Source organism: Microvirga sesbaniae, assembly GCF_025460805.1.
GTDB classification, from domain to species: Bacteria; Pseudomonadota; Alphaproteobacteria; order Rhizobiales; family Beijerinckiaceae; genus Microvirga; species Microvirga sesbaniae.
Genome location: NZ_JAMXFJ010000007.1, coordinates 19,275 through 43,708 on the forward strand (window position 1 = coordinate 19,275; position 24,434 = coordinate 43,708).

Sequence of the window (24,434 nt, forward strand, 5' to 3'; positions counted from 1 at the left end):
GCGTGGCGGTCTCATCCCTGAAGCTGCGATCCTCAGCCACTTTCTACAGGCTGCGGGCCGCTGTCGCCACCGGTTTGGCATCCCGGCGCCGTCATCTTGCCTCTTGCGGCCTTTTGGCTCCCGTACCGGGTCAACCCTCGTGCCGCGGGCCCCGCGATGCGTCGATCAGGGGCACCTGCCGCTCGCGTCCGCGACCGTTCAGGGCCACCCTGACCCGGTCGGCCAATTCGGTGCGCCGGTACGGCTTGCCGAGAACGTCGGCTCCGGCCGAAGCATTCTCTTCTGTCAGCAGATCATCGTTGTAGCCGGTCGTCAGGAGGATTCCCACATCGGGTTTCCGCTCGCGAACCGCATCGGCCAGCGCCAGCCCGTTCATGCTGCCCGGCATGACGAGATCGGTGAACAGCAGGTCGATCCTGCCGCCCGCCTTGTCGAAGACGGCCAAAGCCTCATCCGCGTCGCGCGCCAGCAGGACGTTGTATCCAAGGGCCGTGAGGTGTTCCCGGGCCAGGTCCAGGACGTCATTGCTGTCCTCGACCACGAGGATCGTCTCGGCCTTTCCTCTCGGTTCCGCAGGCACAGGATGCCGATCCGGCTGTCGGGTTGTCGCCACCGGTGTGTCCGCAGCCGGAAAGAGCATACGGATGGTCGTCCCCTTGCCCCGTTCGCTGTCGATTTCCAGACGCCCAAGGGACTGCTGCACGAAGCCATGGACCATCGCGAGCCCGAGCCCGGTTCCCTTGCCCTGACTTTTGGTCGTGAAGAAGGGCTCAGTCGCCCGCTCCAGGACGTGCGGCGGCATTCCCTCTCCCTCATCGCTGATGGTGAGCGCAACGTAGTCGCCCGGTGGCAGGTGGTGAGCGGGAGCATTTCCATTCAGATGCATGTTCGACGTGCCGATCGTCACGACGCCGCCCTTGGGCATGGCGTCGCGGGCGTTGATCAACACGTTGAGCACCGCCATCTCCAGATGAACGGGATCGACCATCACCTGTGGCACCCGGGGACGCAGATTGAGCTGCACCTCGATCTGCGGGCCGACCGAGTTCTCCAGCATCTCACCGAAATCGACGATCAGGTTGTTGAGGTTCGTCGGCCTGGGCTCAAGACGAGTCTTACGGGCAAAGGCCAGGAGCTGCTTGGTCAGCTTGGAGCCGCGCTCGGCCGCCCGGCTGGCGTTCTCGAGCGGCCGGCGCAAGGACTCGTCGTCCGTGCGCGAGAGCGCCAGCTCCAGGTTGCCGGAGACCACTTGGAGAAGATTGTTGAAGTCGTGCGCCAACCCGGCCGTGAGCTGGCCGATGCTCTCCATCTTCTGCGCCTGACGGAAAGCCTGCTCCGAAGTCCGCCGCCGCGTGACGTCGAGCTGGGAGGCAAAGAAATAGAGAAGCTTGTCGTCCTTGTCGAGGACGGGCGCGATGAAGCAGGCGTTCCAGAACGGGGTTCCGTCGCGCTTGTAGTTCAGCAACTCGACCGAGACGGCCCGGTGTTCCTGGACGGCGTCACGGAGCTCTGCGACGGCCTCGCGGTCCGTGTGGGCCCCTTGCAGGAAGCGGCAGTTGCGTCCAAGCACCTCCTCCTCGGTGTAGCCGGTGAGGTCCTGGAAGGCGCGGTTGGCAAAGACGATGGGGTTGTCCGGCAGGTTGGGATCCGTGAGGATCATCGGCATGCGCGTCATCTCGATGGCCGCGAAGAACACGCTGCCACGTTCGCCGAGACCGGGCTCGGAGATCGTCGCCTGCTGCCAGTGGTGGATGCCGGGGCCACCGGTGGGGTTGTAGGACACATTCTCGTGCTCGCCCGCCGCGGGCAGGCCGATGCTTTGACCCCCACCCTGGACATCGAGGGCCGGCGGGTTGTCGTCGGGCCGGGACTCGTCACTCTGGCTCATGGATGGCACATCGCCTCTAAACGAACTTTGGAACCACGAACGGGCTGGGGCTTGTACTCGCCCGTCCGCGAACCGCCATAGCTATGGCGGACCTGGTCGGTTTCAACCGCGATGGATCGCAGCTCCCCGGCCGCAGCCGCGTGCGGCTGGCCCCCAGGCGCACCGCCAGTTCCGGAACGCCCCGGTCGGCCGGCCCCGCGGTCCCGCGCCATGACCCAGCGCTCGAGGCTTTCGGCATGGGCGAGGAACTCCGACTGGCGCGCCAGGTCGATTGCGGCACTGATCCGCCGGGGGTAAAGTGACGCGTGGACGCAGCATTTGTGGCTGGTTGCCGACCTGATCCGGGAGGACGCCATGGGGCGCAAATTCATCGACTGCCGTGCCTTTCCCAGCGAGATGAACTGCTCGATCACTATCATCGCCGACACTGAGGCCGAGCTGCTGGACGCAGCCGCGCAGCATGCGGTGGGCGTGCACGGCCACCAGGACACGCCCGAGCTGCGTGAGCAGCTCCGGGGCGCGATCCGGGACGGCATGCCCGCCGAGGCGGCCCCAAGCCGCGCCGCCTGAGAGGCCGCACCTTCGGCGACCCATCCGGCGCCTCCCCCTTCGAGGGAGGTTGCGCCGCCTTGCGCCCCTTCCCGCGTGGCGGCTTGGAGCATCGGACGTGACCCAGAGGGCCGCGTCAGCGACCCGAAGGGCCACGCCAGTGACCCGAAGGGCCGCGCCAGCGAAAAGCGGACCCAGCTTTGGGATCGGATCCGATGCGCAGTCCTTGAAGCGGCGCATTGGGGCCCTGGCGGCCTGCGCTCGAGACCGCCCCTCACCCTCCGTGCGGCCTCATGCGGCGTGCTGGCGGACCGGCTCGATCGGGACCGCGATCGTGCAGCACACCCCCTCCCGCTCGTAGCCCAGATCGAGCTGGCCTGCGAGTTCCCGGGTAATGGTCTGCCGCAGCAGCCGCGAGCCAAAGCCGGGGCGCGGCTCGGTCTCCAGCACGGGTCCGTCCAGCTCGCACCAGTCAATGGTCAAGAGCACCCGTTCGCCGCGATCCTCGACCTTCCAGTCCACCTGCACCCGGCCCGAGGCCGTCGACAGGGCCCCGTACTTGACAGCATTGGTCACAAGCTCGTGGAAGGCCATGCCCAGCACCACGGCCAACCGCGCCGGAAGATCGACCTCCGGCCCCTCGAGACGGACTTGGGAGGAATCCCCCGCGTAGGGCGTGAACTCGGCCTCCAGGATCGTCCTGAGCGAGGCTCCCTCCCACAGGGTCTCGTTCAGGAGGTTGTGCGTGCGCGAGAGCGCCAGCAGGCGCTGCTGAAAGCGGTCCTGCGCCACCTCCGGCAGCACGCCTGGCCGGGTCACCTGCCGGGCCAGGGACTGCACCGTCGCAAGCGTGTTCTTCACCCGGTGGTTCAATTCGTCGATCAGCAGCTTCTGCCGGCGATCGGCCTCGCGCCGTTCCGTGATATCCTCGACCACCCTCACGGCGTAGAGGAAGGTGCCGGTTTCATCCCGCAGGGCCGTGCTGGTTACGCGGACCCAGCCGAAGCTGCCGTCCCGGCGGGTGAACAGGCTTTCCGTGGTGTAGGTGTCGAGTTCCCCCGCAACCTGACGGGCGAACAGCTCGATGTCGGCGTCCCGGGTGGCAGCCTGGGTGACATGGGCGAAGTGCTGTCCGATCAGCTCCTCGCGGGTGTGCCCGGTGAGCTGGCAGCGCGCCTCGTTGACCGAGACGAAGCGCCCCTCCCGATCCACCTCGGCGATGCCGACCGCGGCATTCTCGTGCGTGGCCCGCAGGCGAGCCTCGCCCGCCCGCAAGGCCGCATCCCGCTCCCGGAGGTGCCGCGAGGCCAGGGCCAGCGCATCGCCGGCCTGGTCGACCTCGGCCAGGCCGCTCGCGGGTGCCGCGATCAGCTCGCCCCGTCCGACCCCCTGCGCCAGTGATACCAGGCCGTTCACCGGTCTGGCGATGCTGCGGGCGACCAACCACGCCATGGCGGCCGCAAGGGCCAGCAGCAACCCTCCGGCCACGGCGAGATAGAGGACGGACCGCCATGCGGCACCTGTGATCTCCGACCGGGGGACCGCGACGATGGTCGACCATCCCGAACCGGGCGAACGCGCGAAGGCGAGCAGGGTCGGGATGCCATCCAGGGAAGTACTCTCGGCGACGCCTTGCCGCTCCTCGGCCAGGGTGCGCGTCATGTCGTTGGGCGTCGCCGACCTCCCCACGAATTGCTCGGCATCCCGGCTCCGGGCCGCAACCGTCCCGTTGCGGTCCACGATGGTCCCGATCCAGGTTGGGGGAAGCCCTTGATCGGCCAGGATCCGGCTCACGGTATCGGTGAGCATGTTGACGCTGATGAAAAGCTCGGAGCCATCATTGGCGGTCACGAGGGTATCGACGCCGACCACCGGCTGCTTGGCCACGAAGCCTCTGAAAAGGTTGCTGATCCGCAATGTCCCGACGGCCGAGCCCTTTCGATAGTCCATGTTCCCGATGAGAGGCAGCGGACTACCGGGCGGGAGCCACGTGTTGACGACCTGTGCCCGATTATCGGAGACGCTGACCCAGGCCCCTGGGATCCGGATCGCCGCCCGGGCACGGGCATCGAACGCGGCGTAATCCTTGCCGAGAAGCTGCGGCGACGTCGACAGCGCCCAGAGCAGCGCCTCGGCCTGTCCGAACTGGCGATCGACCACGAGCGACAGCGCGCGGGCGGTTTCCTGAAGATGCTTCTCGACCTCCCGTCGATCATGACGATACCCGGCATAGACCAACAGGCCGGCCGCGGCGAGCGCCGGGATCAGCAGGACGAGTGTGAGGAGGAGCAGGCGCGAGCGCATGGTCGAGAGATGCGGACGCGTGACCTTCCGCGATCCACTCTCCGGAACAGCGATGGAGTTGCCCACGGGATGATCACTCCTGCCTCGGACATGGAGACCTGACATAGATGGAGCCATCCATGACCTTGGCCATGGCGATTTGCAAGAAGGGATTCGGATATCGGACAGCCCCCCGTAAATCAGGAGGCTCGACCCCGGGTCGACGGCGCGTTTCCCGGTTCGGCCCGCATTGCCTTTTGCGCTTACGACAGAGTGGCGGCTTGGTTGAGGCCGAGCCAGTAGGCGTGGATCTGCTCGACCATCCGCAGCAGGTCATCCGAACGGGCCGGCTTCACCAGATAGGAGTTCGCTCCGAGATCATAGGCCCGCTTCAGGTCTATGCTCTCCCGGGAGGAGGTCAGGATGATCACGGGAACCCGGCGGAGGACCGGATGGGCCTTGATCCATTCCAGCACCTCGAAGCCGGAGCGGCCAGGCAGCTTGAGGTCGAGCAGGATGACCGCCGGGCTGGCCCCCAGAGCCCCGCCATGAGCGCCCTCGAGGGACGCCACGGCCTCCTCGCCATTCACGGCGAAGCGGAGCGGCATCGCGATCCCGGCTTTCCGGAAGGCCCGTGCGAGAAGGTCCCGGTCATCGGGATTGTCCTCCACGACCAGGATCGTCGTACCACCATCCGTCATTGATCCACCTCCCCGACCGCGCCCCGCAGTTCGATCCAGAACCGGCTGCCCCGTCCTGCTTCGGCATCGACCCCGCAGCGCCCGCCCATGCGCTCCAGGCTGCGGCGCACGATGGCCAGCCCGATCCCGGTGCCCGGGTACGTCTCGACCCCGTGCAGGCGGTGAAACGGCTCGAAGATGCGCTCCCGATGCGAAGGGTCGATGCCGATGCCGTTGTCCTCGACCCAGAGTCGCACCCATTCTCCTCGGTTCTCCGACCGAATGCGGATATGGGGCGTCTCTCCGGGCGCCATGAACTTGACCGCGTTCGCGACCAGGTTGTCGAGAACCAGCTCCAGCGCCGCGGGATGCGCCGCCACGGTGCCCAACGGGTGCCCGACCTCGATCACGGCGCCCGTCTCCTCGATCCGCGGCCGGGCATGGGCGAGCACCCGGGCAACGGCCTCCTCCAGGCTGACCGGGCGGACCCTCACCTCCTCGCGGCTCATCCGGCTGTAGGTCAGGATGTCCTGGATCAGCGCCTCCATCCGCTCGGCCGCCGCCATGATCCTCGAGGTGAACCGCCGTCCTTCCTCCGGCAGCTTCGGGGCGTAATCCTCCGCGAGGGCGTCGGCATAACCATGCATGGCCCGCAGCGGTGCCCGCAGATCATGGGAGATCGTGTAGGCAAAGGCATCGAGTTCGCGGTTGACCTGGGTCAGCTCCTCGGTGCGGTTCTCGACCTGCCGCTCGAGATCCTGCCGGAAGCCCCGCTCGGCCGCGAGCAGTCTGGCATCGGCCCGCTGCCGGGCGAGCCAGAGCACCCCAACGACGATGACGGCCACGGCCAGCAGCGCTGTCAGCCCTGAGATCCGGGCAGCCCATCGCGCCTGGTCCTCCAGGAGCTGGGAGCGGGAGACCATGATCTCCTGCTCGGCCTGCTCGAACTCGTCGACAACGGCCTGGATGTCTTCCATCAGCGTCTGCCCGACATCCGTGCGCACAACCGCCAGGGCCGCCTCGAAGCCTTGCTCGCGCAACGCGACGGTATTGGCCAGCTCCGCCAACTTGCCCTCGAGCAGCGGCCGCAGCCGATGCAGGCGGGCGATCTGGGCAGGATCGCGGACGGCGCTTTCCAGGTCGCGGAACTCGGCCCAGAGGCGCTCGATCGCGGTCTCGTACGGAACGAGGTAGCGGCGCTCACCCGTCAGGATGAAGCCCCGCTGGCCCGTCTCGGCGGCCCGCACGACGACGTTCAACTCGGCCATGTTGCGCAGGATGGAGCTGGTGCGCAGGACGAAGGCGCGGTTCTCCGCGACGCGCCCGAGGAAGAGGTTCAGGCTGACCGCGCTCGTCAGCAGCAGCAGGGCGGCGATCAGGAACGCGAGCGTGCCGGGGGCGGGCCCGCGGCGGGACGGCTCCCGGGGATGGGTGCCCTGGTCTCGACCGCCGGGGACCGACCCGGCCACATGCCTGGCTCCAGACAGGATCAATGGCCCTGCCTCCGCGTTGGCTCCGGTGCCGGATGCACCCCGTCCGGTCCTGTTCTCGGTGAGTTCGATCCCATGCACATCCTTTTCGTCGACGACGACCCCGACATCCGTACGCTGGCAATTCGGGCCGTCCTCCAGGAGTTCCCCGATGGGGAGGTCAATCAGGCCAGTGATCTCGTCTCCCTCGAGAGGGTCTTGCACCAACACGCGCCGGATATTCTCGTCACCGACCTCGACCTGCGCTGGACGGACGGCTTCGCGGTGTTCGACCGGGTCAAGGCGGCCAACCCGCAATGCTGCGCCGTCATGTTCACCGGCACGGGCAACGAGGAACTCGCCGTCCGGGCGATCCGGCACGGCTTCGACGATTACGTGGTCAAAGGGACCCACCAGCTCCGCCGCCTCGCCACGGCCGTTCGCGCGGCCCACGACCGCAACCAGGAACTCCGCCAACAGAGCGAGAACCGGGAGCTCGTGCTGAAGGAGCTGTACCATCGGCTGCACAACAACCTCCAGATGGTGATCAGCCTCCTGCGCATGACCGAGAAGACCCTCGAGAGCCCGCGCGACCGGGATCAGCTCGCCGACCTGGGGCGCCGCATCCAGGCTCTCAGTGCCCTTCAGGCCGAGTTCTACCAATCCGAGGACTTCCGCAGGGTGAACGTCGCCGGCTTCCTCGACCGCCTGGCCCGGAACCTCGTGGGGCTGGCGGGAGGACGCGTGACGCTGTCGTGCGACCTGGAAGAAACGGAGATGCCGGTTGACGTAGCAGTGCCGTTCGGGTTGATGGCGAACGAGATCATGACCAACGCCCTCAAGCACGCCTTCCCGGGCGGACGCACGGGCCACCTGTCCGTCCGGCTCGCGCGGACGGAGGGACGGCTGGACCTGACCATTGGCGACAACGGCTCGGGTTACACAGGGAGCGTGCCGGCGGAAGGCTCCGGGCTGGGCATGCGCCTCGTCCGGCGTCTGGCTGACCAGATTGGGGCCGAGGTGTCGTTCGAGGCGAACGGAACGGGAACCACATGCCGGATCAAAATTCCAATGTGAACGGTGGATTGCGCGTGCTCGTCGTAGAGGACGAGTGGCTCGTCGCCGACTACATCGTGGACGTCCTCGAGGAGGCCGGGCACGAGGTGGTCGCGACCGTGGCAACAGGCGAAAAGGCCCTCGAGTCTCTGGAACGGACCGGGATCGACGTGGCCCTCCTCGACATCAAGCTGAAGGGAACCCTGAGCGGGATCGATGTAGCGCGGGCGGCGCGGGCCCAGGGCATTCCGCACGTGTTCATCACGGGATCGGGCGATCCGGCCACCCGGACGGCGGCCGAGGCCACCGGACCGCTCGGCTTCCTCCAGAAGCCGTTCAGCCGGGAGGGGCTGATGGCGATCCTCGCAGGATCCATGCGGCAGGAGAAGGCGCACGGGAACTGACGATCCTCATGGCATCGGGCGCAAAATTGGGAATCGGTTCTGCGTGAAAAGATGTTTTGAAACAAAAGCTTGAAGCATCGGGCGTGAGGTCGCCGACCCATCCGCTGCTCGAGCCCCCGGTCACCGCCGCTCCGGCTTGCTCCAGGACCTGTGCGATGTCGTCGGCGATGAAGTCCTCGTCCTGTTCCTGGCGGCCCCAGAGCTTCGATGCGGCCTCTGGCCCGGCCGTTCCGCAGCGATCCCGGCGTGGCCATCGGCCCATGAGCGCAGTGTCGGGGATCAGGATGAACGCGGCATCCGGTGGTCGCCGGGGGTGATTCCGGATCCGTGCAGGAACTCGATGGGCTGGCCGGGATCCTGACAGATGATGCGACCGCCTACGACCGCGACGGTCATTCGGCCGATGCACCGGATGAGACCTGTCGCACGGTGAGTGCATCGGAACCCGATAAGCGGTCCTGCAGCTTTCCGTCGTCCCGAACCGAACTATATCGCTGACACGGACGCGGCTTCCTGCGTCAATGGCTTTGCAAGGTGGATCATGAGTTTCGTCACGTTCGAGGCGACCTTGTCTCATTCCAGTCCCCCTGAAGGCTGGAGCCGAGCGTTGCAGGCCCTCTGGTGGGATGCCCGGGATGACTGGGACAGGGCGCACGGCCTTGTCCAGATGGACGAGGCCGACCGTCAATGCGCCTGGGTCCACGCCTATCTGCATCGCAAGGAAGGCGATCTCTCGAATGCGGGGTACTGGTACAGGCGGGCGGGCCAACCCGTCGCGACCGGGTCCCTCACGCAGGAGCGCCAGGCGATCGCGGACACCATGATCCGCGACGCGTCACGGAAGGAGTGACGGCGGCCGAGCCGTGGAAGACAGGCCTGCAAAGGCTGTCCGCACGTCCACCGCACATGGGATCTCGAATGTTCAAGGCAATTGCCTCAAGCATCGGACTTGTCGTCGACCTCACGTCCGATGCTCTCGTCGCCTCACCGGATCTTATCGTGAAGCGCTCGATGTGATGGACTCGATCACATCAGACGCTTTGTCGAAAGCGGCACCTCGGTCCGTGATGCCGTGGCGGCGAGCGATGAACTGGAAGTCGTTGTAAACGGTCCATACGGCACCGGTCTCGTCCTCCGAAACCAGCAGCCGGACCGGCCAGTCGATCCCTGCATCCGGGTTGGACGTGATGAACTGCGAGCCGAGTGCTGGATTGCCGAACACCAGTAGCGTTGACGGCCTCAGCTTGATTCCGGCCTCGGAAGCGAGCTTCGATTGATCGACCGCGAGGAAGAACTGGATGCCCTTTGCCGCGATGTCCTGCTCGATCCGGTCGATGGTCTCTTTGAACGGGTAAGCGCTCCTGACGCGGACGAGCCCGTTCTCGAGCACTTGCCGGGTCGACTCCTCCGCCTTCGCGCCGGCAGACACTAGGGCGAAGGTGAACGGGATGAGGGTCGCTGCGGCGAGAGTTGCGATGCGGGATGTCATGGATGGGTCCTCCTGGTTGCCGCCCACCTGCTGTTCGTGAGCCATGCCGCGAGCATGAGGCCGCGCGCTCTTTGACTGAAATTCCGAATGGCTTTCGAGTCCATGCCGTCGGGCTATCGACATCCCGAGGACAGGGCCGAGGAAAGCCATGGGTCGAGCCACCCGGTTCAGCCCATCATAGACGGCGGCTATCGGCTCCATCGCAGGCCGGTATTTCACCTGCCCTTCCGTTTCCATGAGCATGGCTCGTGCGGACGCCGTTGGAGCGCCGCGTCACGAACGGAGGAAACATTCCATGACCAGTCGAACCACGATCAGCATTGCAGGTGCCATGGCGGCCGCCCTCGGGTATGTCGCGGTAGCCCATGCCGAGCCCAAGCCCCCGCCGACGGCCGACCAGGAAAAGTGCTTCGGGGTTGCCCTCAAGGGGCAGAACGACTGCGCGGCCGGCCCCGGCACGACGTGTGCCGGCACGTCCAAGGTCGACTACCAGGGCAACGCGTGGAAGATCGTCCCGAAGGGCACCTGCACCACCGTGATGGCACCGGGCAACCGCATGGGCAGCCTGCAAGCCTTGAACCGGGACCTTCCCCGGTCCTGAGCCGGGCTGCGGACAAGGGCCGGACCACCACCGGCCGACATGTGTCAACCCCGGGGACCGATTGCCTGCCCCGGGCCATCCCTGAGCAAAGGACAGGAGGCGATCATGACTTCATCAGCGTCCGTCGCGGCCTTCGGCCTCGGGGTGCTTCCGGCACGATCCGGATTGGGCCTGAAGCCCCGGCATTATCGGGACATCCTCGAAACCTCGCCCCCGGTGGGCTTCTTCGAGGTTCATGCGGAGAACTACATGGGCGACGGGGGACCACCGCACCGGTACCTGGAGCGGATCCGGGCCCATTATCCGCTGTCGGTGCATGGAGTGGGCTTGTCCATCGGCGGGGACCAGCCGCTCGACAAGACGCATCTCGCGCGCCTGCGGCGCCTGATCGAGCGCTACGAGCCCGAGTCCTTCTCCGAGCATCTCGCCTGGTCCACGCACGACAACCTGTACCTCAACGACCTGCTGCCGGTACCGTACGATGGCCCGACCCTACGGCGGGTCTGCGAGCACATCGACGAGGTCCAGGAGACGTTGGGGCAGCGTCTGCTGCTGGAGAATCCATCGACCTACATCGCATTCGAGCAAAGCGACATGGCTGAAGTCGATTTCCTGTCGGAGGTCGCCGGGCGGACCGGCTGCGGGCTGCTGCTCGACGTCAACAACGTCTTCGTCTCGGCCACCAACCACGCCTATGACGCCGGAGCCTATCTCGACGCCTTTCCGGTCGAGCACGTCGGCGAGATCCATCTCGCGGGTTTTGCCGAGGACCAGGATGATGCCGGGGGCCGGCTCCTGATCGACGCTCATGGCACGCCGGTGGCGGACATTGTTTGGACGCTGTTCGAGCAGGCTCTCAAGCGAACCGGACCGGTGCCGACGCTGATCGAATGGGACAACGACGTTCCCGCATTTCCGGTTCTGATGAAGGAAGCCCGGAAGGCGGATCGCGCCCTGTCTAACGAGCGATGCCGCCGCCAAGCCATGTTCGCGACCGCATGAGGGCCTGTCATGATGGCGCTCCGAACGCTTCAGAAGAGATTCTCCATGGCCCTGCTCGACCGAACGCGCGAGGTGCCGTCGGGGATTCGAACCGCTGGGCTCGACCGGATCGACCGCCGCTTCGACGTGTACCGCAACAACGTCTTCGTCGGGCTGACCGAAGCCCTCGTGACCCGGTTCCCCGTCTGCCATGCGCTGGTCGGTGACGAGTTCTTCCGTGCGATGGCGCGGGTGTTCATCGAGCTGTCGCCTCCCCGTTCGCCCGTCCTCATGACCTATGGGGACGACTTCGCGAACTTCGTCGATACCTTTCCACCGGCGCACCCGGTGCCCTACCTGGGCGATGTGGCCCGGCTCGAAAGTGCGCTCACCCGCGCCTATCACGCCGCGGATGCCGCTCCCCTGACAGTGGACGAGCTTGCATCCCTTGCTCCATGCCGATGGGAGCAGATTCACGTTGAGCTGCATCCCTCCGTGCAGGTCGCGACATCTGTGTATCCGATCGTGTCGATCTGGGAGGCGCATGTCCGCACGGATGATCATCCCGTCATCGACAGCTCGAGAGCGGAGGACGCGCTGGTGGTCCGGCCGGATCTCGAGGTGGAGGTCCACCGCCTGCCGCCGGGCGCGGCCACGTTCCTGACGGCGCTGCTGAAGGGCGCCAGTTTGAGGACGGCCGCTGACGTGGCGATGACTGATCCGCGCTTCGATCTCATCACCACGCTGTCGGGAGTCCTCGCCGTTCGGATCATCGTCGGCATCCGCAGCTCACGGGAGTAGCGTATCGCGCGGCAGAGGAGGATGCAGAGCCGATGCCGACGTCCTCGATCGATCCTATCGGCCCTCCGGAACCGATGCCCTGGATGTCGGTTTCCGAAGTCCGCGGCGGTAAGCCCCGCGATGACGATCCAGGAATCCGTGGCAGTCAGGCGGCACGCCGCTGATAGCCCGTTTCGGCAGGTGCCACGGCCGTCCTGGCGCGCGCTGCCTCGATCGCGTGTCGGAGCATCTCCAGAACGGTCGTGACTGACGGGTGATTCAGGACGATATCCCCCTGTCGCGACTCGCGCGCCTCCGACGCGGCGATGATGACCGCGCGCCTCCTCTGGTGGTCGTGGTATTCGTCGGCGAGGATCCAGCCGTCAATGAGACCCGGCAGGCAGGCACGCGTGTAAAGCCAACCGACCGGCCTGCTCCAGTCGCGCAAGGCGAAAAAGGCTTTCTCCGCGCTCTCTGCCGCGGTGACCCGGTGTCCTGCATCCCGCAGCCTCTGTGCGAGGGTCTCGCGGAAGATGTGATTGTCGTCCACGACAAGGACATGTTCGGCTTCGCTCGTGCTCATCATAACCTCCTTGTGCCGAGCCGGACCCAAGGGGCTTCGGCTATTTGACGTTCAGAGGATGGCATTCGGCGAGCACGAGCGGAAATATCGGCCGGCTTCCGCGATCATAGAAAGGCTCTATGGACCGCGGCATTGATGGCGCGCTCAATCGTGCCGATCCACGCCTCAAGCCGCATGAGGAAGGCTCGGGAGCGGGACCCGACGCGCGCTGTCATTCCGGTCAGCGATGAGCGGCAGTGCGTGGCATCCATCAGGTGGGATCTCCCCCGCTTCACGAGACACCCACGGTCGCAGAAAGTCCCATAGAAGGATGCAAGGGCCTCGGACCCAAAAGTGGACACCACTTTTGGGATTCATCCGAGGCTCCTTCTCTTGACCGGCGCATCGGATCAGGCGGAAAACCGGGTCCACTTTTCCGTCCGATGCGCTATGGGTTCGATGGCTTTCGGGCATTTCAGATCCGGACCGCCCGGTGGCTTGATGGAGGGGCGTCAGGGCGGATCCATGCCCTGCGCCCGAACATCGAGCGACAGGAGGACGAGATGCCGCTCCTCGTACCGGTCATCCTGGGCTCGGTCCGCTCCGACAGGTAGGGGCTGCGGGCCGCCCGCTTCATCATCCGTCACCTCGAGAACGGTGGGTATGACGCGCCCCTTGTGGATCCCCTCGAGCTGAACCTCCCCCTGCTCGATCGCATGTACAAAGAGTATCCCAAGGGAGAGGCTCCCGCGATCCTCGAGCGTCTCGCGGAACTCCTTCGAAAGGCCGATGCCTTCGTGGTCGTGTCGGGGGAGTACAATCACAGCATCCCGCCGGCCCTGTCGAACACGCTGGATCACTTCCTGGAGGAGTATTTCTGGCGTCCGTCCGCCATCGTCTGCTACTCGGGCGGACGCTTCGGCGGCGTCCGGGCCGCCATGCAGCTTCGCGCCATGCTGGGCGAGATCGGAACCCCAAGCATTCCTTCCCTCCTGCCCATTCCCGAGATCGGCACGGCCCTCACCTCCGACGGACATGCGCAAGTGCCCTGGCTCGACAAAGCCGCCGTCCGCTTCGTCAGTGAACTCGCCTGGTATGCCGAGGCCTTGCGGCGCCGGCGTGCGGAGGGAACGCCTTATTGACGGTCGGGCCGTCGGGGCAAAATAGCGGTCGTCTATGGGATCGATTGCTCCATGGTATTTCCGGCGCGGACCGGCGGGTGTTGTGATGTCGGGACAGGACCGGCATCCTCCGGTCCTGAACCAAAGGAGGCTCCACGATGTCCGTCAAAGCTCTGGCCGATCGGGGCATTGCTCTCGCTGACGCCGTACCCGACAGTCTCGTCTCGCTGATCGCCCGCCTCGCCGCCGGCGGGGTCTTCTGGCGCTCGGGCCAGACCAAGATCGAGGGATTCCACATCAAGGATTCCACGTTCTTCCTGTTCCGCGAGGAGTACATGGTTCCGCTGCTCCCGCCCGATTTCGCGGCGTACCTGACGACGTTCTCCGAGAATGTCGTCTCGGTCCTGCTGGTCGTCGGTCTCGCGTCGCGCCTGTCGGCGGCCTGGCTGCTCGCCATGACGGCCGTGATCCAGGTCTTCGTCTATCCGAGCGGCTGGCCGGACCACATTCTCTGGGCCACGGCCCTCCTGGTCGTCATCAGCCGCGGCCCCGGCATCCTCTCCCTCGATCATCTCGTGTTCCGCAGGCCGCAGGTCGCCGCATTCGCCCGATGAACCCTTCACGGGAATCCCTCGGAACCCGACGAAAGGAGCCTGACATGAATGACAAGCCTCACACCGGGCGCCCCCGCGTCGTGATCGTCGGCGCCGGCTTCGGCGGACTGACGGTCGCAAAGGCCCTCGCGAAAGCGCCGGTCGAGCTCACGGTGATCGATCAACGCAACTACCATCTGTTCCAGCCTCTGCTGTACCAGGTTGCGACGGCCGCGCTCTCGCCGGCCGATATCGCCTCGCCTATCCGCACGATCCTCAGAGGCCAGCGGAACACGTCCGTGATGCTGGCGAAAGCCACCGGAGTCGATCCAGCGTCCGGCGCGGTGATGGCGGATGATCGCCGCATCCCGTTCGACTATCTCGTGCTCGCGACCGGGGCCCGGCATGCCTACTTCGGTCATGACGACTGGGAGGCGTTCGCGAAAGGGATCAAGACGATCGACGATGCCACGGGCCTGCGCCGCAGGATCCTGCTGGCCTTCGAGAGGGCCGAGTTCGAAACGGACCCGGAGGAGCGCCGTCGCCTGCTCACGTTCGCGGTCGTCGGGGGCGGCGCGACGGGCGTCGAGATGGCAGGAGCCATCGCCGAACTGGCCGGGAAGGCCCTGGCGACCGACTTCCGCTCGATCGACCCGACCCAGGCCCGCGTCGTCCTGGTTGAAGCGGGCCCGCGCCTTCTGCCGGTCTTCGAGGAACATCTCTCGGAGGCGGCGCAGCGCTCGCTGGAGGAACTCGGGGTCGACGTTCAGGTTTCGACGTCCGTGACAGCCTGCGATGAGAATGGGGTCTCTCTCGGGGATCGGCGGATCGAGGCCCGCACCGTTGTCTGGGCCGCAGGCATGCAGGCGTCGCTGGCCGGCCAATGGCTGGGGGCCGAGACCGACCGGGTGGGGCGCGTCAGGGTCGCGCCGGACCTCAGCGTGCCGGGATACCCCAATGTCTTCGTCATCGGCGACACGGCCCACGTGCTCGACATGGACGGAACGCCCCTCCCGGGTGTTGCCCCCGTGGCGAAGCAGGAGGGCAAGTATGTCGCCAGGCTGATCGAAGCACGAGTCGCCGGTGGGGACCTCCCGTCCTTTCGCTACCGCAATCCAGGTTCACTGGCGACGATTGGTCGGAAGAAGGCCGTGGCGCAGTTCCGCCGGCTCCGCCTCAGCGGCTATCCGGCATGGTGGTTCTGGAGCGTGGCGCACATCTACTTCCTGATCGGCTTCCGCAACCGGCTGGCCGTGACGATGAACTGGGCCTGGACCTATGTCAGCTTCCAGCGCGGGACGCGCCTCATCACAGGTCCCGATCCTGGTCTCGACCAGGACGTCCTGAGAACGGCGATCACCAAGCCACACCTGAAGGGGGTGGCATAGCTCTCATTGGGCCGGCTCAAGGCGTGGGGGCTCGAGAGCCACTCGGTCTTTCTCGGCTCTTGCGGCGATCGCGGGCTGGCCGAGCCAGCGCGCCCGCATCGCCTCCTTGACCAGGGCGCCGACCGCGGGCGAGTGCGGCCGCCCGCGGACGGTCACCAGGTTCACCTCGCGCCAGAACTCGGGATCGACCATGGGGCGGCAGACCACCATGGGATGCTTGGCGCAGCTTTGCGTCATGAAGCCGAAGCCAAGCCCGGCGGCGATCATGGCGAGGATCCAGTCATCGCGTTCGCTCCGGTAGACGGTCGCGCATCCTTCGAAGCCATGCTCGCGCCAGAGCGCTCCGGCATAGCAGAAGAACTCGCAATTCACCCGATTCAGGTAGCGGTCGCCCGTGAGGTCGCTCGGGCGGATCGTGTTGCGCTGCGCCAACGGGTGGTTGGGCGACACCACGATCATGAACTGCTCCCGGAACAGGGGCATGTAGTGCAGGCGCTCATCCGGCTCCTGGCCCGGGATGCAGTAGATGGCCACCTCGAGATCCCCATTGAGAAGCCGGTCCTCCAACTGGGCCGCGCTGGCATCGACCACTTCGAGCTCGATTCCGGGGTGCCTGGATTGAAGCCCACTGACCAGATCGATGAGCTCGTCCGGCTGGATCGTGCACATCACCCCGAGCCTCAACGTCGTCTTCTTGAGTTTCGTGAAATCGAGGGCCTGCCGTTTGGCCTCCAGCGAGCGCGTGTACACCTCCTCCAGATGCGGCTTCACCATCCGGCCGAGCTCCGACAGGTGGGTATTGGCGCGCTCCCGGTGAAAGAGCTGGCCGCCCAGCTCTTCCTCGAGGAGCTTGATCGCTCGCGTCAGGGAGGGCTGGGCCACGTTGCAGCGTTCTGCCGCTCGTGTGAAGTTGAGTTCCTCGCATACGGCCAGGAAGTACCGGATCTGGTGCATTTCCATGGGATCCTCCTTCGAAGGGATTCTCCAGGGATCGGTGTCCACGCCGACAAGCCCGCACCCGTAAAATAGCACCTGCGGCTCCGGAGCCGCGATAGCTTTTGGCTATCGAGTCGAGGTCTGCTCGGCATTTCACTTCCGCCCCCGCCTGCCCGACCATCCGATCACCGCATCGCGCTGGCTCCCGAAGGTGCCTCCATCCGGGCGCGGCGGAACAGAGGAGACATCGACATGCTGAACCGAATTCAAGGCGCTCATATGATCCGGACCGGGCTCTGCGCGGCTACCCTAGCGGCAGGTGCCGTCCTTTCCCTCCCGGCCCAGGCTGGGGAGTGCCCGGCGGACAAGCTCAGCCCCGGCGTCCGCACGCAGGGCGAAACCCAGCCCAAGGGCGTCACGGATACCGTGCTCGCCTCGATCGACCTGTCGAAGGAGAAGGTCTCCCTGTCGGACCATCAGCTCCGGACCCGCAAGCTGGTGATCCAGCCCGGCGGCGTGGTCCCTTGGCACAGCCACGAGGACCGTCCGGCCCTGATCTCCGTGGTCTCGGGCACCATCGAGGAATATGCCAGCAACTGCTCCGTGCCGATCGTGCATAAGGCCGGCGAGGTCTCGGTCGAGAAGAGCGGGGTTCAGCACTGGTGGAAGAACACCAGCAAGGCACCGGTCGTGCTGCTGTCCTCCGACGTGTTCCACGACATGCCCAAGGCAGACCCTCACATGATGTGACCGGGGCGGCTGCATTGCCCGGTGCTGGGCCTGCCGGAACGAGCATCCGGCGACCCTGCTGCGACAGGAGACGACCATGACCGCATACAGCCGCCACCAAGCTCCGCCGCTTCGGGGCCATCATGCGGGCGCGCTCGAGCGTACGATCCTGATCGGCCTGATCGCCTTTCTGACGGTGGTCGACCTCTTTGGGACACAGGCCATCCTGCCGGCCCTGGCCCGCAGCTATGGCGAGACACCCGCCGCCATCGGCTTTGCCGTGAATGCCACCACGATGGGCATGGCAGTCGCCTGCTTGGGCGTCGCCTACTTCAGCCATCGCATCAATCGCCGGCGCGGCATCCTGATCAGCCTCACGGTGCTGGCGATCCCGACGGCCCTGCTGGCCATTGCGCCTGACCTGGCGACCTTCACTTTCCTGCGGGTCGCCCAGGGACTGTGCATGGCCTGCGCTTTCACATTGACCCTCGCCTATCTCGGCGAGCATTGCAGCGCCACGGATGCCGGCGGGGCCTTTGCGGCCTACATCACGGGCAACGTCGCCAGCAACCTGTTCGGCCGGCTTCTGGCGGCGGGGCTCGCCGAACATCTCGGCCTGCCGGTGACCTTCCTGTCCCTGGCAGGCCTCAATCTTCTCGGCGCGGTGATCGTTTATGTCTGGCTCACCCAATCCGCGATGGCGACGGCTCGGGACGAACCTGGCGCACCGCCTCTCTCGATCTGGGCCGAGCACCTGCGCAACCCGCTCCTGCGCCCCAGCTTCGCCATCGGATTCTGCATCCTGTTTGCCTTCATAGGCACCTTCACGTTCGTGAATTTCGTGCTGGTGCGCGAGCCGATCGCGCTCGGCCAGATGAGCCTCGGGCTCGTGTACCTCGTCTTCGCGCCGTCCATCGTCACGACCCTGTTGGCCGGCCGTGTGGTGCAGCGGTTTGGGACCCGGCCGACCCTCTGGGGCTCGCTCGCCGTGGCAGGCCTCGGCCTGCCCCTTCTGGTCGCGCCGAGCTTGCCGGCCGTCCTGATCGGCCTGATGCTCATCGGGGTCGGGACCTTCTTCGCCCAGGCGACCGCGACAGGCTTCGTCAGCCATGCGGCCACGACGGACCGGGGTTCGGCGAGCGGGCTCTATCTCGCCTCCTATTTCTCGGGCGGGCTGGTGGGCAGCGCGGTCCTGGGGCAGGTCTTCGATCGCTTCGGCTGGGGAGCGTGCGTCACGGGCGTCGGGATCTCGCTCCTGGTCGCCGCGCTTCTGGCCGTCCGGTTGCGGCCCATGGCCGAGAAGCCTTTGCCCGAAACAGGGCGCGACGTCCCGGCGCCAGCCCCGGCCGCGGTCCCCTAGGCGTATCCAGGCAGCTCGATAGCGGCCCTCTATCGATACGGCAGCGAGCCGGCATTTCCGATCGGAGCCTCCCGCTGTCATCGTCGATCGGGTCGGATGACGCTCCGCCCGAACAGCGCACCACTCCCAGGAGGATCACCATGAACGTCGCCTTCACCCAGCCAGCGACCGGCACCGCAAAAGCTCTGGACGGCAATGTCGCCATCGTCACCGGCTCGACCAGCGGCATCGGGCTCGGGATCGCCCGCGCCTTCGCATCCGCCGGAGCGTCCGTCGTCATCAACGGCTTCGGCAAGCCGGAGGAGATCAACGACACCCTCGAATCCCTTCGGCGCGAGACGGGCGGCAAGGCGATCTACGCGGCGGCCGACATGACCAAACCGGGCGAGATCGCCGGCATGGTCGATCGTGCTCTGGAGACGTTCGGCCGCCTGGACATCCTCGTCAACAATGCCGGGATCCAGCATGTCAGCCCCATCGACCGGTTCCCGGTCGAGACGTGGGACGCAGTGCTGGCGATCAATCTCTCCTCTGCCTTCCACACCATCCGCCTCGCCCTGCCGGCCATGCGGCGGCAGGGCTGGGGGCGCATCATCAACATCGCCTCGGCGCATGCGCTCGTCGCCTCCCCGTTCAAGGCCGCCTACGTTGCCGCGAAACACGGGATCGTCGGCTTGACCAAGGTGGTCGCTCTCGAAACGGCGGAGCAGAACATCACCTGCAACGCCATCTGCCCAGGCTACGTTTCAACCCCGCTGGTCGAGGCACAGATCGATGATCAGGCCAGGTCGCACGGGATCCCCCGCGAGCAGGTCATTCGGGACGTGCTGCTGGCGCAGCAGCCCAACAAGCGGTTCGCCACCGTCGACGAGATCGGCGCCTTCGCCACGTTCCTGGCCGGCGATGGCGCCGCGTCCATCACGGGCGCCGCCCTGCCGGTCGACGGCGGCTGGACCGCCCATTGAGGAGGACGCCATGCTCAAACATGTCACACGTGATCGGTTCAGGACGGACAAGGGCTCCGACGAAGCGGTGATCAGCGAACTCGAGCGAACGGGAACGCCCCCGGAGGCAATCACGGAACAACGGCTCCCGGACACCATACCGGCACGCCGCCGCCGCATCCCGGAGGAGCTCGGACAGGTCGTTCTCGTTCTCCAGGGCGGCGGTGCGCTCGGAGCCTATCAGGTTGGCGCCTATCAGGCCCTGCACGAGGCCGGGATCGAACCCGACTGGGTCATCGGCACGTCGATCGGCGCCATCAACGCCAGCCTGATCGCCGGCAACGCGCCGGAGCACCGCCTGGAGCGGCTCCGGGAGTTCTGGAGCCGCATGCAGCACGAGCCGTGGGTGGAGCTCCTGGGCGCGTGGCCCCTGGTGGGACCGCTGGCCATGAACCTAGCGACCATGACTCAGGGCATCCCGGCCTTCTTCCGGCCGAACCTGCCCGCTTTCCTCGGCCTCCAGCTGCCCCTCGGATCGGAATCCGCCGGCTATTACGATACCTCGCCTCTGGCGCGGACCCTGTCCGAGCTCGCCGACTTCGACCAGATCAACGGTCGAAAGACCCGCCTGACGGTGGGAGCCGCCAATGTGCGCACCAGCGAGATGCGTTACTTCGACAACCGCGATATGGAGCTCGATATCCGTCATGTCATGGCCTCCGGCGCCCTGCCCCCGGCCTTTCCGGCCGTGCGGATCGACGGCGATCTCTACTGGGATGGCGGCATCCTGTCGAACACGCCGGTCGAGGCGGTGTTCGACGACAACCCCCGGAAAAACTCGGTCATCTTCGCGGTCCACATCTGGAATCCGCAGGGACCCGAACCGGATACCATCTGGCAGGTCATGGGCCGGCAGAAGGACATCCAGTATTCCAGCCGCGCGGTCAGCCACATCGCACGGCAGAAGCAGATCCATCGGTTGCGCCACGTGATTGCCGAGCTCGTGCGCCGACTGCCGGAAAAGGAGCGGATGACCGAGGCGGTGCGGGAGCTGGCCGATTATGGCTGCCTGACCCGCATGCACGTTGTCCGGTTGCTGGCGCCGCCTTTCGACGGGGAGGACCACACCAAAGACATCGATTTCAGCCCGCGGGGCATCCGCCGCCGTTGGGAGGCGGGCTACGCCGACACGAGCCGGGTTCTGGAACTGGAACCGTGGTCGGGTGACTTCGATCCGGTCGAGGGGTTCATCCTGCACGAGGCCAGGCCAGGCGTGATGATGACGGCAGGATAAGGACAGGCCAGAGATCACGGGATCTCCAGCTCGCGGCTGAATCGGACCTCACGCCACCCGACTGATCACATTGCCAAGGGATTGATTGCAGCGCCGGGCTAAAGCATCGCGTATCCCCTCTGAGGCACTCCCATTTCGCAGGGAACCGAAGCTCGGACGTCAGGCGTTGAAGCTATGCCATTCCACGTGGGGGAGGTCCGCATGATCCGCTCCGTGTTCACTGTCATGGCTTTTGCGTGCAGTGTGGCGTTCGCCGGCTCCGCCGGGGCCCAGCCTGTCGCCTCCCTCAACGGAGAGCAAGCCAGCTTCTTCGAGCGCGTGTTTGGTGGGCCGGTCTCCCCGACCGCGCGGCGGCTGGTCACCTGGCCCGGCACCCAGCGGCCCGGCACGATCGTCATCTCAACCAGTGAACGCCGGCTCTATTTTGTGCTCGGCAATTGGCAGGCCATCCAGTACGGCATCGGTGTCGGACGTCCGGGCTTCACTTGGACGGGGACCAAGACGGTCAGCATGAAACGGGAATGGCCCGCCTGGAGCCCTCCGGCCGCGATGCTGCGGCGACGTCCTGATCTGCCGCGCTACATGCCCGGCGGACTGGACAACCCGTTAGGTGCCCGGGCGCTGTACCTCGGCTCCTCCATGTACCGGATCCACGGCTCCAATGAGCCGCAGACCATCGGGTTTGCGGTCTCGTCCGGGTGCATTCGGATGACCAATGCCGATGTCATCGACCTGTACAGCCGAACCCGGGTCGGCACCAGGGTCGTGGTGTTGCGCTGACGAGCGCCAAAGCGAGCGCATCGGATGGATCCCAAGAGTGCAAGTCCACTTTTCACGTCCGTTGCTTTAGGAAATGGAGTCGTCCTGCTCAAGGAACCGAAGAGCTTTTGCATCTCCCAAGGGCGGAGTGCCGACTCCGGACCTCGCGCTTTCGATCAAAGGCGCGCTCATTGTGGCTCGAAGGCAATGTGCCACTTCGGTTCACCCGGCAGGAATGGGGTCGCGCGACCGCTCAGCCAATCCTCATGGCCGACATTGTAGTACGGCGCCAGAGGATGACCGGTCTGACCGGTCGGCATGTGAAAGATTCCTGTTCCTTCATGCCCCGGCGCGACCACGAACCGCTCCGATGCTCCCGTTCTCGGGCTCGCGACCCGGGGCTGGTAGAGATCCCCCGCCTGAGCGACGCTTGGCGGGTTCAGGAGGATCGCCAGCCCAGGGATGGCTCCCGCAAGGGGATGCCTGATCTCGACCCGGTTGGCAGCGCCCCAGGTGAAGGCTTCAAGCCGGCCGTGTGCCTGTCCGGCAACGGCGGACAGAACTTTCTCGATCGCGGCGTCCGCAACGGCATCCCAGTCCCGGTACCCGGGAGGGACAAGATGCGCCGGACGCGCCGTCAACAGCCGCCACACCGGCTCGTCGGCCTGCTTTGGGACGAAAGGCTGAGTGGCATGCCCGCTCGCCGGCGTGGGCTCGCCTGTTCGCATCGGCGCCCTATAGGCAGCATAGACAGCATTGATAGCTTCCATCCGAAAGGTGCGGACAAGTCGATAGCCAACGGAGTCCGGGACGGCCCGACCGCCCCAGTTCTCCACTGTTGGGATAAGAGCCGCGTAGCGAGAGTTTCCCTTACTGGCCCGAAGTCTTTCAAGCATCAGGGCCTGCCATCGTTCCAGCAACACTCCACGATCATCCAATTGGATCGCCAGCATATCCTGTTCGTCGAAGAGGTCCTTGGCGAATAGCCTGTCCCTGATCTGGCGCGCACGCGATCCATGGGCGTAAGCGCCAGAACCGATTTTCGCCAAGGCTTCCCCGCCGACCACGCGACTGTTTGCCGTCCAGATGCGCCGGTTCTCGGGATTATAAACCACCGGCACGTCCTCCGGCGCCAGGTATCCGTTCCAGCCCTTGGTGCCGTCTGCCCAAGAGGTCGGTAATCGTCCATCGAACCCAAAGCGATCCGGTATCGCCGAGGTCACGGTCCAGCCGATGTTGCCTTGAGCATCGCCGACGACAAGGTTCTGATGCGGAATGCCCAACCGGTGAGCGATGTCCAGCGCCGCGCCCGCCGTCACGGCTCGTTCAAGGTCCAACATGCCGCGCAGGTTCACCGCTGCCGGATCGTGCGCGATCCAGCGATAAGCCAGCTTGCGGCCCTGTCGGTCGGTGGCGATCACAGGCCCCCAGATGCTCTGATCGATAGACAGGATCTCGCATGCCGTGCCCTTCGGGCAGAGGCGCTCCTCCACATGGTCGAGGCGCCGAGGACCCGTGGGTGTGCGATAGAGATCAGGGGTTGCCGCGACCGGTTCGAGGATGACGACATCGCCCGTATCGATATAGCTGTTGGTGAAGCCCCAGGCGATCTTGCCATTGCTGCCGGCGACGACGCTCGGAGTTCCGGGCAGCGTAACGCCTGTGATGTCGAGCGTGGTGCCGCCGCTCTCGTCACTCAGCACGAGGCGTGCTCTGTACCAGGTGTTTGGAACCCTCAGGGCGAGATGCATGTCGTTGGCCACGAGAGCCGTCCCGCGGGCACTCAGACTGCCCCTCACGGCCCAAGCGTTGCTCCCGCGGCTGACGGCCTCCTCCCCGCCCCCCTTGAGCAGCAACGGAAGACCGGCCTTGGTCCTGGCACCGCCGTCTGGCATCTCCGGCACCGGCAGGTTCGACCCATCGAGGGGTGCATCCCACGTTGTGCCCTCAGGAAACAGGAAGGCTGCCAGTGGGCCTCCGAGGGTCGCCTCCGCATCAGCGCGCTGTCTCTCGGCTGCCCCGTCGTCTTCCTGCAGGTCCAAATAGATCGCATAGACGGCCAGGATGGTGTCCTCGGCTGTCCAAGGCACGGGCGTGGAACGCAGAATCATGTACTCGAAGGGAGCAGCGCCCAACTCTCGCAAGCCTCGATTGACCCCACCGACATACGCATCGATCGTCGCGCGCTCGTCCGGCGTCATGGCGGCCAGAACTGTGGCGGCCCGGGCCCGGAAGCGATGCACGCGGTGCTGACGGTCCAGGTTCAAGGCAACGGTTCCGACCAGTTCGGAGAGTTCGCCGGCCGCGAGGCGGCGCTGACCATCCATCTGGAAAAAGCGCTCCTGCGCATGCAGGAAGCCGAGCACCCAGGCAAGATCGACCCGGGAGCGACCACTCAGGGTCGGCACCCCTCGAGCATCCCGTGTCACCGTGACGGGCGCTGAAAGCTCGCTCACCGCAACTCTGCCCTCCAGGGCGGGCAGGCTGGCGCGCAACTGCCAATACACGGATGCGGCCAATGTCAGGACCGAAATCATAAGAGCGCCCGCCAAGGCGAGTGACCCGCGG

The 24,434-nt window shown here is 66.0% G+C and carries 23 protein-coding genes; 15 read left to right on the forward strand and 8 right to left on the reverse strand.

The genetic code is table 11. The annotated features are described in order from the left end of the window. Window positions 1-130: 130 nt before the first annotated feature. On the reverse strand, window positions 131-1,888 hold the full coding sequence (locus OCW50_RS12100) for a histidine kinase famiy protein (protein ID WP_262297685.1): 1,758 nt from the start codon (window positions 1,886-1,888) through the stop codon (window positions 131-133). A 354-nt stretch (window positions 1,889-2,242) separates the two neighbouring features. On the opposite strand from OCW50_RS12100, the gene OCW50_RS12105 reads away from it, so the two are divergent. After that, entirely contained in the window at window positions 2,243-2,458 is a 216-nt protein-coding gene (locus OCW50_RS12105; RefSeq protein WP_262297686.1) for a DUF1059 domain-containing protein, read from the forward strand. 270 nt (window positions 2,459-2,728) lie between these two features. Here OCW50_RS12105 and OCW50_RS12110 read toward each other — a convergent pair whose 3' ends face one another. The 3 genes from OCW50_RS12110 to OCW50_RS12120 form a co-directional block, all read right to left on the reverse strand. After that, window positions 2,729-4,807 carry a sensor histidine kinase gene (locus OCW50_RS12110; protein ID WP_262297687.1) on the reverse strand — a complete coding sequence of 693 codons (2,079 nt, stop codon included), beginning with the start codon at window positions 4,805-4,807 and terminating at the stop codon, window positions 2,729-2,731. Between the two features lie 176 nt (window positions 4,808-4,983). Then, window positions 4,984-5,421 (reverse strand): response regulator, encoded by a 438-nt coding sequence (locus OCW50_RS12115; RefSeq protein WP_262297688.1) that lies wholly within the window; start codon window positions 5,419-5,421, stop codon window positions 4,984-4,986. Further along, on the reverse strand, window positions 5,418-6,893 hold the full coding sequence (locus tag OCW50_RS12120; RefSeq protein WP_262297689.1) for a sensor histidine kinase: 1,476 nt from the start codon (window positions 6,891-6,893) through the stop codon (window positions 5,418-5,420). The genes OCW50_RS12115 and OCW50_RS12120 overlap by 4 nt, the downstream gene beginning before the upstream one ends. A 72-nt stretch (window positions 6,894-6,965) precedes the next feature. Here OCW50_RS12120 and OCW50_RS12125 point away from each other — a divergent pair, with 72 nt between their 5' ends. From OCW50_RS12125 to OCW50_RS12135, 3 genes are all read left to right on the forward strand, one after another. Continuing rightward, window positions 6,966-7,946, forward strand: a complete 981-nt coding sequence (locus tag OCW50_RS12125) for a sensor histidine kinase (RefSeq protein ID WP_262297690.1) — start codon at window positions 6,966-6,968, stop codon at window positions 7,944-7,946. Further along, window positions 7,922-8,329 carry a response regulator gene (locus OCW50_RS12130; protein WP_262297691.1) on the forward strand — a complete coding sequence of 136 codons (408 nt, stop codon included), beginning with the start codon at window positions 7,922-7,924 and terminating at the stop codon, window positions 8,327-8,329. Before OCW50_RS12125 ends, OCW50_RS12130 begins: the two co-directional genes overlap by 25 nt. A 541-nt stretch (window positions 8,330-8,870) precedes the next feature. Next, window positions 8,871-9,179, forward strand: a complete 309-nt coding sequence (locus OCW50_RS12135) for a hypothetical protein (protein ID WP_262297692.1) — start codon at window positions 8,871-8,873, stop codon at window positions 9,177-9,179. A gap of 144 nt (window positions 9,180-9,323) precedes the next feature. On the opposite strand, the gene OCW50_RS12140 is transcribed toward OCW50_RS12135, so the two are convergent. Further along, window positions 9,324-9,818, reverse strand: coding sequence for a DUF302 domain-containing protein (locus OCW50_RS12140; protein WP_262297693.1), 495 nt, complete (start codon window positions 9,816-9,818; stop codon window positions 9,324-9,326). 295 nt (window positions 9,819-10,113) lie between these two features. On the opposite strand from OCW50_RS12140, the gene OCW50_RS12145 reads away from it, so the two are divergent. The 3 genes from OCW50_RS12145 to OCW50_RS12155 all read left to right on the forward strand — a co-directional run bounded on the left by OCW50_RS12145 (window position 10,114) and on the right by OCW50_RS12155 (window position 12,201). Then, window positions 10,114-10,419 (forward strand): BufA1 family periplasmic bufferin-type metallophore, encoded by a 306-nt coding sequence (locus OCW50_RS12145; protein ID WP_262267770.1) that lies wholly within the window; start codon window positions 10,114-10,116, stop codon window positions 10,417-10,419. A 105-nt stretch (window positions 10,420-10,524) separates the two neighbouring features. Beyond that, window positions 10,525-11,421 carry an MNIO family bufferin maturase gene (gene bufB, locus OCW50_RS12150; protein WP_262297694.1) on the forward strand — a complete coding sequence of 299 codons (897 nt, stop codon included), beginning with the start codon at window positions 10,525-10,527 and terminating at the stop codon, window positions 11,419-11,421. Between the two features lie 12 nt (window positions 11,422-11,433). Further along, on the forward strand, window positions 11,434-12,201 hold the full coding sequence (locus OCW50_RS12155) for an HvfC/BufC N-terminal domain-containing protein (protein WP_262297835.1): 768 nt from the start codon (window positions 11,434-11,436) through the stop codon (window positions 12,199-12,201). 145 nt (window positions 12,202-12,346) lie between these two features. On the opposite strand, the gene OCW50_RS12160 is transcribed toward OCW50_RS12155, so the two are convergent. After that, window positions 12,347-12,763 carry a response regulator gene (locus tag OCW50_RS12160; protein WP_262297695.1) on the reverse strand — a complete coding sequence of 139 codons (417 nt, stop codon included), beginning with the start codon at window positions 12,761-12,763 and terminating at the stop codon, window positions 12,347-12,349. A gap of 596 nt (window positions 12,764-13,359) precedes the next feature. On the opposite strand from OCW50_RS12160, the gene OCW50_RS12165 reads away from it, so the two are divergent. From OCW50_RS12165 to OCW50_RS12175, 3 genes are all read left to right on the forward strand, one after another. After that, window positions 13,360-13,884 (forward strand): NADPH-dependent FMN reductase, encoded by a 525-nt coding sequence (locus OCW50_RS12165; protein WP_262297836.1) that lies wholly within the window; start codon window positions 13,360-13,362, stop codon window positions 13,882-13,884. 137 nt (window positions 13,885-14,021) lie between these two features. Further along, window positions 14,022-14,477 carry a DoxX family protein gene (locus tag OCW50_RS12170; protein WP_262297696.1) on the forward strand — a complete coding sequence of 152 codons (456 nt, stop codon included), beginning with the start codon at window positions 14,022-14,024 and terminating at the stop codon, window positions 14,475-14,477. Between the two features lie 44 nt (window positions 14,478-14,521). Then, window positions 14,522-15,844: an NAD(P)/FAD-dependent oxidoreductase gene (locus tag OCW50_RS12175; RefSeq protein WP_262297697.1), complete on the forward strand. Its 1,323-nt coding sequence runs from the start codon at window positions 14,522-14,524 to the stop codon at window positions 15,842-15,844. Window positions 15,845-15,847: 3 nt separating this feature from the next. On the opposite strand, the gene OCW50_RS12180 is transcribed toward OCW50_RS12175, so the two are convergent. After that, window positions 15,848-16,804 (reverse strand): LysR family transcriptional regulator, encoded by a 957-nt coding sequence (locus tag OCW50_RS12180; protein ID WP_262267763.1) that lies wholly within the window; start codon window positions 16,802-16,804, stop codon window positions 15,848-15,850. A 228-nt stretch (window positions 16,805-17,032) separates the two neighbouring features. Between OCW50_RS12180 and OCW50_RS12185 the strand changes: the two genes are divergently transcribed. The 5 genes from OCW50_RS12185 (at window position 17,033) to OCW50_RS12205 (ending at window position 21,887) form a co-directional block, all read left to right on the forward strand. After that, a complete protein-coding gene (locus OCW50_RS12185) occupies window positions 17,033-17,530 on the forward strand; it encodes a cupin domain-containing protein (RefSeq protein WP_262297698.1) in 498 nt (165 codons plus the stop codon). Window positions 17,531-17,606: 76 nt separating this feature from the next. After that, a complete protein-coding gene (locus OCW50_RS12190) occupies window positions 17,607-18,869 on the forward strand; it encodes an MFS transporter (protein WP_262297699.1) in 1,263 nt (420 codons plus the stop codon). Between the two features lie 140 nt (window positions 18,870-19,009). Further along, window positions 19,010-19,834, forward strand: a complete 825-nt coding sequence (locus OCW50_RS12195) for a 3-hydroxybutyrate dehydrogenase (RefSeq protein ID WP_262297700.1) — start codon at window positions 19,010-19,012, stop codon at window positions 19,832-19,834. A 10-nt stretch (window positions 19,835-19,844) separates the two neighbouring features. Then, window positions 19,845-21,107 (forward strand): patatin-like phospholipase family protein, encoded by a 1,263-nt coding sequence (locus tag OCW50_RS12200; protein ID WP_262297701.1) that lies wholly within the window; start codon window positions 19,845-19,847, stop codon window positions 21,105-21,107. Window positions 21,108-21,308: 201 nt separating this feature from the next. Beyond that, the gene (locus tag OCW50_RS12205) at window positions 21,309-21,887 is read left to right on the forward strand and encodes a L,D-transpeptidase (protein ID WP_262297702.1); all 579 of its coding nucleotides are present in this window, start codon (window positions 21,309-21,311) and stop codon (window positions 21,885-21,887) included. A 167-nt stretch (window positions 21,888-22,054) separates the two neighbouring features. Here OCW50_RS12205 and OCW50_RS12210 read toward each other — a convergent pair whose 3' ends face one another. Then, window positions 22,055-24,322, reverse strand: coding sequence for a penicillin acylase family protein (locus OCW50_RS12210; protein ID WP_262297703.1), 2,268 nt, complete (start codon window positions 24,320-24,322; stop codon window positions 22,055-22,057). Between the last annotated feature and the right edge of the window lie 112 nt (window positions 24,323-24,434).

What these genes read in the sequence shown, in the direction of transcription:
- OCW50_RS12100 (WP_262297685.1), bottom strand. Translation starts at nt 1,888, where the DNA reads ATGAGCCAGAGTGACGAGTCCCGGCCCGACGACAACCCGCCGGCCCTC.
- OCW50_RS12105 (WP_262297686.1), top strand. Translation starts at nt 2,243, where the DNA reads ATGGGGCGCAAATTCATCGACTGCCGTGCCTTTCCCAGCGAGATGAAC.
- OCW50_RS12115 (WP_262297688.1), bottom strand. Translation starts at nt 5,421, where the DNA reads ATGACGGATGGTGGTACGACGATCCTGGTCGTGGAGGACAATCCCGAT.
- OCW50_RS12125 (WP_262297690.1), top strand. Translation starts at nt 6,966, where the DNA reads ATGCACATCCTTTTCGTCGACGACGACCCCGACATCCGTACGCTGGCA.
- OCW50_RS12130 (WP_262297691.1), top strand. Translation starts at nt 7,922, where the DNA reads ATGCCGGATCAAAATTCCAATGTGAACGGTGGATTGCGCGTGCTCGTC.
- OCW50_RS12135 (WP_262297692.1), top strand. Translation starts at nt 8,871, where the DNA reads ATGAGTTTCGTCACGTTCGAGGCGACCTTGTCTCATTCCAGTCCCCCT.
- OCW50_RS12140 (WP_262297693.1), bottom strand. Translation starts at nt 9,818, where the DNA reads ATGACATCCCGCATCGCAACTCTCGCCGCAGCGACCCTCATCCCGTTC.
- OCW50_RS12145 (WP_262267770.1), top strand. Translation starts at nt 10,114, where the DNA reads ATGACCAGTCGAACCACGATCAGCATTGCAGGTGCCATGGCGGCCGCC.
- bufB (WP_262297694.1), top strand. Translation starts at nt 10,525, where the DNA reads ATGACTTCATCAGCGTCCGTCGCGGCCTTCGGCCTCGGGGTGCTTCCG.
- OCW50_RS12155 (WP_262297835.1), top strand. Translation starts at nt 11,434, where the DNA reads ATGGCGCTCCGAACGCTTCAGAAGAGATTCTCCATGGCCCTGCTCGAC.
- OCW50_RS12160 (WP_262297695.1), bottom strand. Translation starts at nt 12,763, where the DNA reads ATGAGCACGAGCGAAGCCGAACATGTCCTTGTCGTGGACGACAATCAC.
- OCW50_RS12170 (WP_262297696.1), top strand. Translation starts at nt 14,022, where the DNA reads ATGTCCGTCAAAGCTCTGGCCGATCGGGGCATTGCTCTCGCTGACGCC.
- OCW50_RS12175 (WP_262297697.1), top strand. Translation starts at nt 14,522, where the DNA reads ATGAATGACAAGCCTCACACCGGGCGCCCCCGCGTCGTGATCGTCGGC.
- OCW50_RS12180 (WP_262267763.1), bottom strand. Translation starts at nt 16,804, where the DNA reads ATGGAAATGCACCAGATCCGGTACTTCCTGGCCGTATGCGAGGAACTC.
- OCW50_RS12185 (WP_262297698.1), top strand. Translation starts at nt 17,033, where the DNA reads ATGCTGAACCGAATTCAAGGCGCTCATATGATCCGGACCGGGCTCTGC.
- OCW50_RS12190 (WP_262297699.1), top strand. Translation starts at nt 17,607, where the DNA reads ATGACCGCATACAGCCGCCACCAAGCTCCGCCGCTTCGGGGCCATCAT.
- OCW50_RS12195 (WP_262297700.1), top strand. Translation starts at nt 19,010, where the DNA reads ATGAACGTCGCCTTCACCCAGCCAGCGACCGGCACCGCAAAAGCTCTG.
- OCW50_RS12200 (WP_262297701.1), top strand. Translation starts at nt 19,845, where the DNA reads ATGCTCAAACATGTCACACGTGATCGGTTCAGGACGGACAAGGGCTCC.
- OCW50_RS12205 (WP_262297702.1), top strand. Translation starts at nt 21,309, where the DNA reads ATGATCCGCTCCGTGTTCACTGTCATGGCTTTTGCGTGCAGTGTGGCG.